The organism is Streptomyces sp. NPDC059696 (assembly GCF_042733745.1).
Taxonomy (GTDB): Bacteria; Actinomycetota; Actinomycetes; order Streptomycetales; family Streptomycetaceae; genus Streptomyces.
In genome coordinates this window covers 47,810-61,528 of sequence record NZ_JBHWFG010000043.1, presented here as the reverse complement: position 1 = coordinate 61,528, position 13,719 = coordinate 47,810, and the positions used below count along the sequence as shown (strand labels likewise).

The 13,719-nt window shown below is 71.4% G+C and carries 12 protein-coding genes and 1 pseudogene; 6 read left to right on the top strand and 7 right to left on the bottom strand.

What is annotated here, in order from left to right; translation table 11 throughout:
* Positions 1–53: 53 nt before the first annotated feature.
* The 4 genes from ACFV20_RS32720 to ACFV20_RS32705 form a co-directional block, all read right to left on the bottom strand.
* On the bottom strand, positions 54–1,418 hold the full coding sequence (locus ACFV20_RS32720) for an FAD-dependent oxidoreductase (protein WP_385663521.1): 1,365 nt from the start codon (positions 1,416–1,418) through the stop codon (positions 54–56).
* A 128-nt stretch (positions 1,419–1,546) separates the two neighbouring features.
* Positions 1,547–4,270, bottom strand: a complete 2,724-nt coding sequence (locus ACFV20_RS32715) for a SpoIIE family protein phosphatase (protein WP_385663518.1) — start codon at positions 4,268–4,270, stop codon at positions 1,547–1,549.
* A 140-nt stretch (positions 4,271–4,410) separates the two neighbouring features.
* On the bottom strand, positions 4,411–4,956 hold the full coding sequence (locus ACFV20_RS32710; RefSeq protein ID WP_385663515.1) for a hypothetical protein: 546 nt from the start codon (positions 4,954–4,956) through the stop codon (positions 4,411–4,413).
* Positions 4,957–4,983: 27 nt separating this feature from the next.
* A complete protein-coding gene (locus tag ACFV20_RS32705; RefSeq protein WP_385663512.1) occupies positions 4,984–5,568 on the bottom strand; it encodes an ATP-binding protein in 585 nt (194 codons plus the stop codon).
* A gap of 230 nt (positions 5,569–5,798) precedes the next feature.
* On the opposite strand from ACFV20_RS32705, the gene ACFV20_RS32700 reads away from it, so the two are divergent.
* Both ACFV20_RS32700 and ACFV20_RS32695 read left to right on the top strand, forming a co-directional pair.
* Positions 5,799–6,029, top strand: coding sequence for a DUF397 domain-containing protein (locus ACFV20_RS32700; protein WP_385663530.1), 231 nt, complete (start codon positions 5,799–5,801; stop codon positions 6,027–6,029).
* A gap of 154 nt (positions 6,030–6,183) precedes the next feature.
* A complete protein-coding gene (locus ACFV20_RS32695; protein WP_385663509.1) occupies positions 6,184–7,098 on the top strand; it encodes a helix-turn-helix domain-containing protein in 915 nt (304 codons plus the stop codon).
* Positions 7,099–7,149: 51 nt separating this feature from the next.
* On the opposite strand, the gene ACFV20_RS32690 is transcribed toward ACFV20_RS32695, so the two are convergent.
* The gene (locus ACFV20_RS32690; protein WP_385663507.1) at positions 7,150–7,977 is read right to left on the bottom strand and encodes an SAM-dependent methyltransferase; all 828 of its coding nucleotides are present in this window, start codon (positions 7,975–7,977) and stop codon (positions 7,150–7,152) included.
* Between the two features lie 435 nt (positions 7,978–8,412).
* On the opposite strand from ACFV20_RS32690, the pseudogene ACFV20_RS32685 reads away from it, so the two are divergent.
* Positions 8,413–8,919: pseudogene (locus ACFV20_RS32685) on the top strand (molybdopterin oxidoreductase family protein); the annotation flags it as partial.
* A complete protein-coding gene (locus tag ACFV20_RS32680; RefSeq protein WP_385663504.1) occupies positions 8,916–9,407 on the top strand; it encodes a hypothetical protein in 492 nt (163 codons plus the stop codon). The pseudogene ACFV20_RS32685 and the gene ACFV20_RS32680, both read left to right, overlap by 4 nt.
* A 9-nt stretch (positions 9,408–9,416) precedes the next feature.
* Here the strand turns inward: ACFV20_RS32680 and ACFV20_RS32675 are convergent, their stop codons facing one another.
* Positions 9,417–10,796 carry a GH1 family beta-glucosidase gene (locus tag ACFV20_RS32675; protein ID WP_385663502.1) on the bottom strand — a complete coding sequence of 460 codons (1,380 nt, stop codon included), beginning with the start codon at positions 10,794–10,796 and terminating at the stop codon, positions 9,417–9,419.
* A gap of 138 nt (positions 10,797–10,934) precedes the next feature.
* Between ACFV20_RS32675 and ACFV20_RS32670 the strand changes: the two genes are divergently transcribed.
* A complete protein-coding gene (locus ACFV20_RS32670; RefSeq protein WP_385663500.1) occupies positions 10,935–12,620 on the top strand; it encodes a hypothetical protein in 1,686 nt (561 codons plus the stop codon).
* A 9-nt stretch (positions 12,621–12,629) separates the two neighbouring features.
* Here ACFV20_RS32670 and ACFV20_RS32665 read toward each other — a convergent pair whose 3' ends face one another.
* Complete coding sequence (locus tag ACFV20_RS32665; protein WP_385663498.1) at positions 12,630–13,274, bottom strand: hypothetical protein; 645 nt, start codon at positions 13,272–13,274, stop codon at positions 12,630–12,632.
* A gap of 146 nt (positions 13,275–13,420) precedes the next feature.
* Between ACFV20_RS32665 and ACFV20_RS32660 the strand changes: the two genes are divergently transcribed.
* Positions 13,421–13,594 (top strand): CsbD family protein, encoded by a 174-nt coding sequence (locus ACFV20_RS32660; protein WP_385663496.1) that lies wholly within the window; start codon positions 13,421–13,423, stop codon positions 13,592–13,594.
* Positions 13,595–13,719: the final 125 nt, after the last annotated feature.

Below are 13,719 nucleotides of genomic sequence, written 5' to 3'. Positions count from 1 at the left end.
GGTGGCATTGCCACCGAACCCGCCCCGCGGAAGTGAAACCTCAGGTGGAAGCGTCAGGCGCCGCTGGCCCGCAGCATGTCCTCGCGCTCGACGATCTTCACGCGCTCGCGGCCCTCGGGCTCACCCAGAGCCTTCTCCGCGGCGTCCAGCCGGTACCAGCCGTCCCAGGTGGTGAAGCGGATGTCGCGCTCGGCGAGGAACGCGTCCACCGCCTCCGGCGCGGGAGCCGCGGGCGTGTGCAGCCGGTCGTTGCGGTAGTCGTCCAGCAGGTTCGCCACGGTCTCGTTGGCGTCGCCCTTGGTGTGTCCGATGAGGCCGATGGGGCCGCGCCGGATCCAGCCGGTGACGTACGTGGACTGCAGGTGCTCACCCGACTCCTGCATGACCCGGCCGCCCTCGTCCGGAACGGTGCCGGAGTCCAAGTCCCAGGGCAGCTTGGGGAGTTTGTCGGACAGGTAGCCCACCGCGCGGTACACCGCGCCGACGTCCCAGGTGTGGAACGTGCCGGTGCCCTTGACGTTGCCGGTGCCGTCGAGCTCCGTGCGCTCGGTGCGCAGCCCCACGACCTTGCCGTCCTCGCCGAGCACCTCGACCGGCGACTCGAAGAAGTGCAGGAAGAGCTTGTGGGGCCGGTCGCCGACGTCGCGGATCGCCCAGTTCTCCAGGGTCTTGGCCACCATGTCGGCCTGCTTGTTGCCGCGCCGCGTGGCGATCGAGCCCTCGTCGTAGTCGATGTCCTCGGGGTCGACGATGACCTCGATGGTGGGGGAGTGGTCCAGCTCGCGCAGTTCCATCGGGCTGAACTTCGCCTGCGCCGGGCCGCGGCGGCCGAACACGTGGATCTCCTTGGCCCGGTTGGCCTTCAGACCCTCGTAGACGTTCGCCGGGATCTCGGTCGGCAGCAGCTCGTCCGCCGTCTTGGCCAGGACGCGCGCGATGTCGAGCGCGACGTTGCCGACGCCGAGCACGGCGACCTTCTCCGCCTCCAGCGGCCAGGTGCGCGGCACGTCCGGGTGGCCGTCGTACCAGGACACGAAGTCCGCGGCGCCGTACGAGCCGTCGAGGTCGATGCCCGGCAGGGAGAGCGCCCGGTCGGCCGTCGCGCCGGTGGCGAAGATCACGCCGTCGTAGAACGCGCGCAGGTCGTCCAGGCCGATGTCGGTGCCGTAGTCCACGTTGCCGAACAGCCGGATCTGCGGCTTGTCGAGCACCTGGTGCAGGGCGGTGATGATGCCCTTGATCCGCGGGTGGTCGGGGGCGACGCCGTAGCGGATCAGTCCGAACGGGGCCGGCATCCGCTCGAAGATGTCGATGGACACACCGGGCTCGGCGGCCACCTCGGACTTGAGCAGGGCGTCGGCGGCGTAGATCCCGGCGGGGCCGGATCCGACGATGGCGACCCGCAGGGGGCGGGGCATGGTCAGGTTCCCTTCGAGCGGCGACAAGCGATCTCGTGGGGAAGCCTAAACTAAGGCATGCCTAACCCGGTACGAGGGTCCGGTCTATGAGCTCATAAGGCTACTTTATGGGGAGTCCCCAGTGAGGCTTATGGCAGGGGCTGCTCCGCCCAGATCACCTTCCCCGCGGGCAGATAGCGCGTCCCCCAGCGTTCCGCGAGCTGTGCGACGAGGAAGAGACCGCGTCCGCCCTCGTCCGTCATCGTCGCGTACCGCAGGTGCGGTGAGGTGCTGCTGTTGTCGAACACCTCGCAGATCAGGTTGCGGTCGCGCATCACCCGTACGCGTATGGGGCCGTCGCCGTACCGGAGTGCGTTGGTGACCAGCTCGCTCAGGATCAGCTCCGTGCTGAACGTCAGCTCCTCCAGGCCCCACTCGGCCAGCTGCCGGCTGACCGCCGCGCGCACCTCGCCCACGGCGGCGGGGTCGGCCGGCACCGGCCACTCGGCGACCCGGTCGGCGGCCAGCGCCCGGGTGCGCGCGACGATCAGCGCGATGTCGTCGCCGGCACGGGCCGTCAGCTGCGAGTCGAGCACGACCCGGCAGGTGTCCTCCGGCGACTGCCCGGCCCGGCCGAGCGCCTCGCGCAGCATCTCCAGACCGACGTCGATGTCCCGCTCCCGGTCCTCGACCAGCCCGTCGGTGTACAGGACGAGCCGGCTGCCCTCGGCCAGCTCCAGCTCCGCCGTCTCGAACGGCAGGCCGCCCAGGCCCAGCGGGGGACCGGCGGGCACCTCGGGGAACTCCACGCCACCGTCGGGGTGGATCAGCGCCGGCGGGGGGTGCCCGGCCCGCGCGACGGTGCAGCGCCGGGAGACCGGGTCGTAGACGGCGTACAAGCAGGTCGCGCCGGTGACCGGGGCGCTGCCGTCGTCCTCCGTCTCGTCCTGGTCGATACGGCTGACCAACTCGTCCAGCAGGGCGATGAGTTCCTCCGGCGGCAGGTCCAGGGCGGAGAAGTTGTGCACCGCGGTGCGCAGCCGGCCCATCGTGGCAGCGGCGTGCAGCCCGTGCCCGACGACGTCCCCGACGACGAGCGCCACCCTGGCGCCCGACAGCGGCAGTACGTCGAACCAGTCGCCGCCCACTCCGGCCTGCGCGGGCAGATAGCGGTAGGCGACCTCCAGGGCGCCCTGCTCGGGCAGGTTCCGGGGCAGCAGGCTGCGCTGGAGCGTCACCGCCATGCTGTGCTCGCGGGTGTAGCGGCGCGCGTTGTCGATGGAGACGGCGGCCCGCGCCACCAGTTCCTCCGCCAGCGCCAGCTCCTCCGCGTCGAAGGGCTCCTGCTTCTCGTAGCGCCAGAAGCTGACCACGCCGAGCACCAGCGCACCGGCCCGCAGCGGCACGGTGATCAGCGAGTGGATGCCGTACGCGACGATCTGCGCCGAGCGCTTCCGGTCCTGCGCCTGCCAGCCGGAGGCCTCGCCCAGCCGGGGCTCCAGGACCGGGCCGCCCGTGGCGAGGCTGCGTCCCTGCGGGGAGGAGTCGACGAACCTGATCCGCTCACCGGTCGGGTACAGCGGCGCGTCCTTGCGGATCCCGCTCACCGCCGTCCGGCTGAGGGTCGCCGCCGCGTTCGGCTGCCCGCCGCCCAGCACGGCGTCGTACAGGTCCACGGTGGCGAAGTCGGCGAACCGGGGCACGGCCAGCTCGGTGAGTTCCTCGGCCGTGCGGGTCACATCGAGGCTGGTCCCGATGCCCACCCCGGCGTCGTACAGCATGTTGAGCCGCTCCCGCGCCGTCTCGGCCCGCCCGGACAGGGCCCGTAGCTCCGTGGAGTCGCGCAAAGTGGCGACGCTCCCGGGCGGGACGCCCGCCTGGTCCGTGGTCCGCTGGTTGACGGCCAGCAGCCGGTCCCCGACCAGGTGCACCTCGTCGGTGGCGACCCGCCCCGAGGCCAGCAGGTCCGCGATGCCCGGGTCGAGACCCAGACTCACGACGTGCCGGCCCTCCGCGTCGGCGGGCAGGGAGAGCAGGCGGTGCGCCTCGTCGTTGGCGAGCAGCAGGGTGCCCGCGTCGTCGACGATGAGCACGCCCTCGCGCACGGCGTGCAGCACGGCGTCGTGGTGTTCGTACATCCGGGTCATCTCGTGCGGACCGAGACCGTGCGTCTGGCGCAGCAGCCGCCGGCTCACCAGGGCCGCCCCGGCCGTCGCCAGCGCGAGCGCCGCGGCGGCGGCCGCGAGCACGAGCGGCAACTGCTGGTCGGCGGTCCCGCCGACGTTCTCGGTGGTGATCCCCGCCGACACCAGGCCCACGACCTCGCCGCCGGAGTCCTTCACCGGAACGACGGCTTGGACGAGCCGCCCGAGGGTGCCGTCGATCTCCTCGGTGAACGACTTCCCGGCGAGTGCCGGCGCGATCGTCCCGACGAACTTCTTCCCGATGCGGTCGGGCTTGGGGTGGGTGTAACGGATCCCGTCGGTGTTCATGACGACGACGAAGTCGACCCTCGACCGCTCACGGGCGGCCTCGGCGCGCGGCTGGAGCACCGCGGTGGGATCAGGGCTCTGCAGCGCTTCGACCGTGCCCGGGGCGTTGGCGAAGGTCTCCGCGACCGCGAGCGAGCGGTTGCGGGCCTCCTGAGTCGTGTCGTGCCGCACCTGCAGCACCAACGCCACCACCGCCGCCACGACGAGCAGCAGCACGATCACCACGACGAGCAGGAAGACCTGTCCGGCGACGCTGCGCCCGCCCAGCACCGACCGCAGCCCCGCCGCCGGTTGCCACCGCGACGAGCCCCCCTCCCGCCGCTGCCGTGGCGACGGCGCGGCGCCGGGCCGCAGGGGCGATCGAGTCGCGGATCGACCCATGAGTCGGACCATGTGCCATGTCTACACTGCCGCGCCCCGGGAGGCGAGGGGCATCACCCATGGTGACAGGGGGTCCTCACCGTTTCGTCACGTCCGAGGCCCGCGCGGGCTCACCGCCCACCGCACACCGTACGACGGCCTCAGGCGCCCAGCGACCGGGCCAGCTCGTTCGTCGCCCGGGCGATCTCGCGGTCCTCGTCCACCATCAGCCGGCCGAGCTCGCCGCGCCGGGCCCGCACGGCCTGACGGGCCGCACGCTCCCACACCACCGGGTTCTCCCGGTGGTTCAGCAACTTCGGGTAGACGGCGGCGGTGGACTCCCACTGCCGCGCGTCGGCGATGCTCTTGAGCAGCCGGATGATCTGGGCACGGCAGGTCACCTGCGGCTGCTTGGCCAGCTCCCACAGGAACGGGACCGTGGCCGCGGTCGCCTGCTCCACGACGAAACCGAACTGGCAGATCCGTTTCCGCAGATCGTCGAGAGCGGAGCGGGCCGTGTCGGCATCACCCCCGGCGATGCCCTTGAGGAGGACGGGGATCGCCGCCGCCGAGCCGGTGGAGTCCTGGATGTCGCCCCACGGCACACGGTCCAGTGCCGTGAGCGGCGTGGTCCGGGCCACCCCGGTGGGGGCGTCGGGGCGCTGGGGGCGCTCGCTGCTCGGGTGTTCCGTCGAAGCGCTGCGCATGGCGAGGGGCCTTTCCGCGGCAGAGTGTCAGATGGGTGGGCAGGGGGTGGCCGACCGGGTGGCCAGTCGGGCCCAGACGGTCTTGCCCTCCGGGGGACTGGGGGTCCACCCCCACTCCTCGGACAGGGCGTCGACGATGCACAGACCCCGGCCGTGCTCCTCCAGGGCGACGCCGGTCGGCGCGAACACGGGCGGGTGGTCGTCGGGGTCGGAGACGGTGACCAGCAGATGGCCGGGGTCCAGGAGGAATCCGAGCCGGATCTCCGGCGCACCCGGGCTTCTCGGCACCGCGTGCGTCGCGGCGTTGGCGGTGAGTTCGGTGATGACGAGGGTCGCGTCGTCGCAGCGGTGGTCCAGCGACCAGTCGTGCAGCGTGTCGCGGGTGAAGGAGCGGGCTCGGGCGAACCCCTCCCTGCTGCACTCGACCCGCAGTACGGCCGAGGCCGACAGGGCCCCCGAGAACTGCGGGAGTGTCGTCGGCACCGAGGGCGGGGCCCCGAACGGCGAGGCCGTGAGCCGGTCGAGCGGCGCGGTCCGGCCCGCCCCGGGGGCGCCCGCGGGTGCCGCGGCCCCACTCGGCGGCCGGAGCGCGTGCTGCGCAGGTGATGACACGGCATCTCCCCGATGCGACGTCAGGACGGGGCGTCCGCCCGGGGGTTGACGCCGCAGCTATTATCCACGCTGAAGGCGTCCGCGTGCAATTGCACGAGAAATTGCGTGAAAAACCAGCCGTCGAGGGTACGCAAGCCGGGGCGAGTTCGGCCGAAGGGACGCGGCCGCTCTCGGCCGAACGGCCGGGCACACCGTGCGCGGCGGGGAACGAGAACAGCAAGGAGACTGCGGTGCCACCAGTGCGGAACGGAGTGCAGGCAAGCTCGTTGGAAGCTTGCTGGATCAAGAGCCGGCACAGCAACGCCGAAGGCAACTGCGTCGAAGTCGCCCCCCTCGTGGACGGCGGGATCGCCGTGCGCAACTCCCGTGACCCCGATGGCCCCGCCCTCGTGTACACGTCGGCGGAGGTGGCGGCGTTCCTGGCCGGAGCGAAGGACGGCGAGTTCGACCACCTGATCTGAGGGGCGGGTGGCAGCAGCTCGCGCGGTGCCGCACCCCGGGGGAGAAGCGGAGTCCAACTCCCTACTTCTGCCGGGGTGCTGCGGCCGGATGCGTGAAGACCCGGTGAAGTGCGATAGTGTTAGTCGCCCTTGTGCCGGTCTGCTGGGAGTCAGGATGTCCGCCGCGTCGCATCGCATCTCCCGTCTGGAACCCTACCTGGACAGGCCCGAGCCGGCCCCGACTCTGCTGAAGATGCTGGTCGGTGTACAGCTCGCAGGCTTCCGCGAGGACGCCGGACTGGCCCAGGACCAGGCGGCGCGCGCTGTCGGGTTCAGCGCCGCGAAGTTGTCCCGCATCGAGTCCGGCAAGGGCCGCCGCCCGCCGACGGAGAACGACGTCCGGGCGCTGCTGGAGCTGTACGGCACCGACGACTACGAGGTCTCGGTGCTGCTCAAGCTGCTGCAGCGCGCGGGTGAGCCGGGCTGGTGGCAGCGGTACGACAAGCGGCTGATGCCCGAGTGGTTCGACCGGCTGGTCGGACTGCAGGAGGCCGCCGCCACCATCCGTACCTTCGAGATCCAGTACGTGCCTGGCCTGTTGCAGACCCCGGCCTACACCAGGGCCGTCGTGGAGCGCGGCCTGCCGAACGCACCGGCCGCCGAGGTGCAGCGCCGCGTCGAACTGCGCATGCAGCGGGCCCGGTTGCTGTCGCGGACGGACGCCCCGCAGCTGTGGGCGGTCATCGACGAATCCGTACTGCTGCGCGTCCTGGGCAGTACCGAGGTGATGCGGGAGCAGCTCGCGCACCTCGTCGACATGGCCGAACGGCCACATGTGACGCTGCAGATCGTGCCGCTGAGCGTCACCAACGCCTCGGCGCCGGCCATCCCGATCACGTATCTGCGCTTCGGCGGACTCGATCTGCCCGACGTGGTCTACCTGGAGCACATCAGGAGCGCGAACTTCCTCGAGGACCGCGACGAGACCGAGGAGTACCGGATCGCGCTGGACCGCCTCGCGGACGAGGCGCTCAAGCCCCGCGACTCACTGGAACTGCTGCGCCAGACCATGGAGCAGCGCTACCCGTGACGTGAAAACGCCGCGTACGGGACGGTCGTTCGCCCCGCACGCGGCATCGCCTCACGTGTCCAGGGGGATCCGTCCGACTCCGCCGAACTCGATCCACTCGTGGGTGAGCTGACGGGGCGCGACCTCGGTGTCCGGACGCCAGGTGGACACCTCCACCAGCCCCGGCTCGAGGATCTCCAGACCCTCGAAGTACGTCTCCACGTCCTTCGGTTCGCGCACGCGGCCCCAGTGGCCCTGGGTCGCCTGGTCCATGAAGTTCGTGACGAAGGAGCGGACCTCGGGGTCCTCGCTGACCAGCTGGCACATCACCATGAAGCTGCCGGGCGCGAGCCGTTCCCGTACCCGGCGGGCCACCGCGAGCGGTCCGTCGGTGTCGCTGTCCGGGATGCAGTGGAACACCGAGTTGAACAGCACGCACACCGGCTCGTCGAAGTCGATGAGCCGCTTGGTGTCCGCGTGGCCGAAGATCAGGTCGGTCTCGCGCAGGTCCGCGTGGATGACCGTCGTGCGCTCGTCCTGCTCCAGCAGCGCCCGGCCGTGGACCAGCACCATCGGGTCGTTGTCGACGTAGACCACATGGGTCGTGGGGTCGATGCGCTGGGCGACCTGGTGCACGTTGTCCTGGGTCGGCAGACCGGATCCGTGGTCCAGGTACTGCCGGATGCCGTACTCCTCGGAGAGGGTCTTCACGACCCGCTGCAGGAAGCGCCGGTTGTTCAGGGCCAGGCGGCGCGTGCTGGGCACGACCTTGTCGAGCTCCTCGCACGCCGCGCGGTCGGCGGCGTAGTTGTCCTTGCCGCCCAGGTAGTGGTCGTACATGCGCGCTGCCGTCGGCACGGACGCGTCGATCTCGGTGGACAGCTGCTTCTCGGAATGCATCGTTCCCCCTGCAGGGTGCCGCGCCAACGGACTGGCTGGACAGGAAGTACATCCTAGGGAGCGGGAGTTGGGCGGTGCCAGCCCGTCGGTGAAGGTCCCCACGATCGAACGACAAGATGATCGCGGCGCGCATCACCTATGTACCTTGTGTGACCGGCCGTGCGCTTTGTGTCATACGCGGCCGGGGGGGACTCACGGTCCACAGCGTCGTCTTGTGCGGGAGGTGCGGCCGTGGACACCTCGGCAGACCGGATCGCTGACGTCTGGGGCGCGCGTACGCCGTTCGAGCCCGGCACGCCCTGGCCGTCCCGGACCGACACGCATCTCGCGGCGGGGCTCGGCGAGCAGGACGTCGAGCGGTGGGTGCAGGCCGCCTCGCTGCTGCACTCCAACGGCGACGCGATGGACATCGCGGTGCGCGGGGGCCGCGTGGTGGACGGCAAGGCGGTCCTCAAAGCCGCCGCGTACCTGCCGCCCCACGAGGACACCTCCCCCGACCATCCCCTCCAGCTGATCACCGGGCGCACGGTCTACCACTTCCACACCCGGACGAAGACCGCCCGCGCCCCCGAGCTGAACGCCGCAGCACCGGACGTCTGGGCGGAGATGTCGCCCGCCGAGGCCTCTGCCCAGGGCCTCGCCGACGGCGATCTCGTCCGGATCACGACCCCGCGCGGGGCCGTCAGGGCCCGGCTGCGCACCACCGCGATCCGCGACGGCATGGTGTTCCTGCCCTTCCACTACGGCTACTGGGACACCCCCGAGGGCCACCGACCGCCCGACGACGGCCCGGGTCGCGCCGCCAACGAGACCACCGTCACCGACTGGGACCCGGCGTCCAAACAGCCCCTGTTCAAGACCGGCGCGGCGCGCGTCACCCTCGTGAGCCGCCGCGCGAGCGACACCGCGGCACCGACCGGCACGGCGGGGAGCGGATCATGAGCGGCATCGGCATCACCCTGCGACTCCTGCACGACGGCGAACGCGATCTGGAACAGGACCTGCTGGCCGCCGCCGCACGGCACCGCACCGACCACGAGTTCCGCCATGTCGCTGTGGACGTCGCCCGCTGGTCCCGGGAACACGCCACACGCCTCGCCGACACGGGCCGCGACCACGGCCTCGACCTGTCCGGCCCGCGCGACCACCCGTCTCCCGGTGCGCTCGCCGCGCTCCGGGAGAAGGCCTCCGAAGCCCTCGGCCGACGCCCCGGGACCGGGCTGCTCCTCCTGCACGACCTGCGGGACCTGCACCTGGCGGCCGCACGCAACTCGCTCCACTGGGAGATGCTCGCCCAGGCGGCGCAGGCCACCCGGGACGAGCGGCTCCTGACGCTGACCGGCGACTGCCACCCGCAGACCCTCCGGCAGCTCCGCTGGACCAACTCCATGGTCAAGATCCTTGCGGCGCAGCTCCTGACCAGCGTCTGACCGGGCCGGTCAGCTCCGCTGCGCGGCGATCACGGACCGGTACCAGTGGTAGCTGTCCTTCGGCGTCCGCCGCTGCGTTGCGTAGTCGACGTGGACGATCCCGAAGCGCTTGCCGTATCCGAAGGCCCACTCGAAGTTGTCGAGCAACGACCACACGTAGTACCCGCGTACGTCCACGCCGGCGTCCATCGCGGCCCGCAACGCGGTGAGGTGGTCCCGCAGGTAGGACACCCGGTCCGGGTCGTGCACGACCCCGTCCGGGCCGGGCTCGTCGTCCTCCGCGGAGCCGTTCTCGGTGATGACCACGGGAGGCAGGGCGGGGCCGTACTGTTCCGCGAGGTCCACGAGCAGATCGGTGAAGGTGCGGGGGGCCACGGCCCAGCCCATGGCGGTGCGCCGCGCGCCGGGCAGAGGCACCTCCTCGTACCGGTTGTCCGTCGCGACGCGCCGCGCCGGGTCGCTCTCCCGGTAAGGGGCGTCGGCCACGACGAGCGGCCGGTAGTAGTTGATGCCCAGGAAGTCCAGGGGCCGCGAGATCAGTTCGAGGTCGCCGTCCCGCCGGAAGTCCTGACCGCTGATCAGCTCCCCCCAGGTCTCCTCCTCGCCCGCCGGGTAACGGCCCTTCAGCAGCGGCTCGGTCCACACCAGGTTGTGCAGGGTGTCGGCGCGGGTGACGGCCGCCCGGTCGGCGGGTGAGCCGGTCGCGGGGAGGTGGTGGTCCAGGTTCAGGGTGATCCCCACGTCGCGCACTCCCGCCGCCCGGAGCGCCCCCACGGCCAGGCCGTGCCCGACCAGCAGGTGGTGGGCGGCGGCCAGCGCGCCGCGGCCCTCGCGGGCGCCCGGGGCGTGCCGGCCGACGGAGTATCCGAGGAAGGCGCTGCACCACGGCTCGTTGAGGGTGATCCAGCGCGGGACCCGGTCGCCCAGGTGCTCCGCGACGACGGCCGCGTACTCGGCGAACCTCTCGGCGGTCTCCCGCACCCTCCAGCCGCCCGTGTCCTGAAGCGCCTGCGGGAGGTCCCAGTGGTAGAGCGTGGCGGCCGGGGCGATCCCCGCCTCCAGGAGTTCGTCGACCAGCCGTGCGTAGAAGTCCAGTCCTTTGACGTTCACCGGGCCCGACCCGTCCGGCACGATCCGCGGCCAGGCGATCGAGAAGCGGTACGAGCCGACGCCCAGCTCGCGCAGCAGCGCCACATCCTGCGGGTACCGGTGGTAGTGATCACAAGCGACGTCGCCGGTGTCCCCGTTCGCCACCAGCCCCGGGGTGTGGCTGTAGGTGTCCCAGATGGACGGCCCGCGCCCGTCCTCGCGCACCGCCCCCTCGATCTGGTACGAGGCGGTGGCTGCCCCGAACACGAAGCCGGGCGGAAAAATCGGAAGGTCGGTCATGCCTCCCACCATGCCCGGGCCCCGGGGCCGCCGCTGCGAAACCGCTAATCTGGAAATACGAGAATGAAGCACACGTCGGAGGGCGGGACCGCAACCGCTATTCTCACGGCCCCCGGCCGCTTTCCCAGGAGAAACCCCATGGGCGACTATTACGACCTCGGCACGTACCGCCGTCCCGTCACCACGTCCTCCGCCGACGCCCAACTCTGGTTCGACCGGGGCCTGATGTGGACCTACGCGTTCCACCACGAGGAAGCCGTCGCCTGCTTCGAAAGGGCGGCCGAAGCCGACCCCGACTGTGCGATGGCCTATTGGGGTATCGCCTACGCGCTCGGCCCGAACTACAACAAGCCCTGGGAATTCTTCGACGGCGCGGAACTCGCGGAAACCGTCGAGCGTACGCACACCGCCGTGGAAAGGGCCCACGAGAAGGCCGCCCGCGCCACCCCGGTCGAGCGGGCCCTCATCGGCGCGCTGCGGGCCCGCTATCCGCAGGCCCAGGCCGTCGAGGACTGCTCGGTGTGGAACGAGCCCTACGCGGACGCGATGCGCGCCGTCTACGCACTGGCGCCCGGCGACCCGGACATCGCCACCCTGCACGCCGACGCCGCGATGAACCTCACCCCCTGGCAGCTGTGGGACCTCACAACCGGCCGGCCGGCGGAGGGCGCCCGGACCACCGAGGCCCGGGCCGTGCTGGAAGACGCCCTCGCCGGTGAGGCAGGGGCAAGCCATCCCGGCGTCCTGCACCTGTACATCCACCTGATGGAGATGTCCCCGGCCCCCGAGCAGGCCCTGCCCGTGGCCGACCGCCTGCGCGGTCTCGTGCCCGACGCCGGGCACCTGCTCCACATGCCCTCACACCTGGACGTCCTGTGCGGCGACTACCGCCAGGTCGTCGCCGCCAACAGCGATGCGATCGCCGCCGACGAGAAGTACTTCCGGCAGGCCGGCGCGATGAACTTCTACACCCTCTACCGGGCGCACAACCACCACTTCAAGATCTACGGCGCGATGTTCCTCGGACAGGCGCAGGTCGCCCTCGACGCCGCCGCCCGGCTGGAAGCCGCCATCCCCGAAGACCTGCTCCGCGTCCAGAGCCCCCCGATGGCCGACTGGCTGGAGGGCTTCCTGGCCATGCGCGTCCACGTCCTCATCCGCTTCGGCCGCTGGAGCGAGATCCTGGAACTGCCCGCGCCGGCCGACCCGGAGCTCTACGCGACGACCGTTGCCATGCGGCACTACGCCCGGGGCGTCGCCCTCTCCGCCACCGGCGAGGTCGACCGGGCGGAGACCGAACGCGACCTCTTTCGCGAGGCGATGGGCCGGGTACCCGAGACCAGGATGCTGTTCAACAACACCTGCCACGACATCCTCGCCGTCGCCTCCGCCATGCTGGACGGCGAACTCGCCTACCGCAGAGGCGAGTACGACGCCGCCTTCGCTGCGCTGGAGCGCTCCATCCTGCTGGACGACAACCTGCCCTACGACGAGCCCTGGGGCTGGATGCAGCCCACCCGCCACGCCTACGGCGCACTGCTGCTGGAGCAGGGCCGCGTGGCGGAGGCCGAGGCCGTCTACCGCGCCGACCTCGGCCTCGACGACACGCTGCCCCGGCCCCTCCAGCACCCGAACAACGTCTGGGCGCTGCACGGCTTCCACGAGTGCCTGCTGCGGAGCGGCAAGACCGGCGAGGCCGCGATCGTGGCCCACCAGCTCACCCTCGCGACCGCGCTCGCGGACGTACCCATCGAGGCGTCCTGCTTCTGCCGACTGGACACCACGGCCGCTTCCGCGGCGGCGACCGACGGGTGCTGTCACTGATCCGGCGGATCACGGCCGGTTCAGGCCCGCCTGCTCCAGCGCCCTGGTCATAGCGGGCCGGTCCCACTGCCGCCGGTCGGGATCGGCGGTGAGGGACATCAGCAGCGCGGGCGTCAGCCGGTGGCTCTCGGCGTGCCCCAGCAGAGTCTCCGCGTCCTGGGCCGAGGTGGCGCCGTGGTCCTCGTCGGCGACGGTGCGCAGTACGTCGGTCCGGTCGACGAAGCGGCTCATGCCGCAGTCCAGCCCGTCGTCGTGCAGTGTGCCGGGGTAGGCGGCGCGAGCCCACGCCCCGCCCTCGTACCAGTAGACGCAGCCCAGTTGGCATCCGCTCACGAGGTCCTTCAGCTGCTCGTGGGGGAGCCATCCGGGCCCGCCCGCGAGCATGTCGACCGGCGGTTCGTGCCACTTGACCCCGCTCGACTCGTCCTCGCCGAAGAGCACGTACCGCCCCTCGCCCCGGCGTGCGAGACCCCACCAGGTGCATCCGCCGTCGTCCAGGTGCAGCCCCTCGTCGTCCACCCACGTCCCCGTACGGTGGTGACCTCGCCGCTCGGCCTCCGTGGTGGCCTCCAGTACGGCGATGAGCGCCCAGCGCGCCCAGAGCACCTCCGCCGGCGGCAGGTCACCGGGCAGTCCCGGCCGGTTGATGGTCATGCCCCGTCCTCCGGGATCTTCACGCTGATCATGATCAGGGCCAGGCTCTCATGGCCCCGGCGGACGTACGGCACGTTTGAGCGGCCGCTACGCGGTCACTCGGTGTGGTGACCCCGTAGTCGGATACGACATGGAGTGAACGAACCGTGGCTGGTGACCAGAAGGGCAAGGCGAAGGCCGAGCAGGCCAAGGGCAAGGCCAAGGAGACGATCGGCCGTGCGGTGGGCAACGAGCGCCTGATGGCCGAGGGCAAGGCGGAGCAGTCCAAGGGCGACGCCCGCCAGGCCAAGGAGAAGACCAAGGACGTCTTCAAGCACTGAGGACATCGAGGTCCCGTGGCGGAGGCCCCGCCCCCCCGGCGGTCCCCGACCACACCCCACACCGCTGGCCCCCCCCCCCCCCAACCCCCCCCCCCCCCCCCCAAAAAGAAACCACCCCCCCCAAC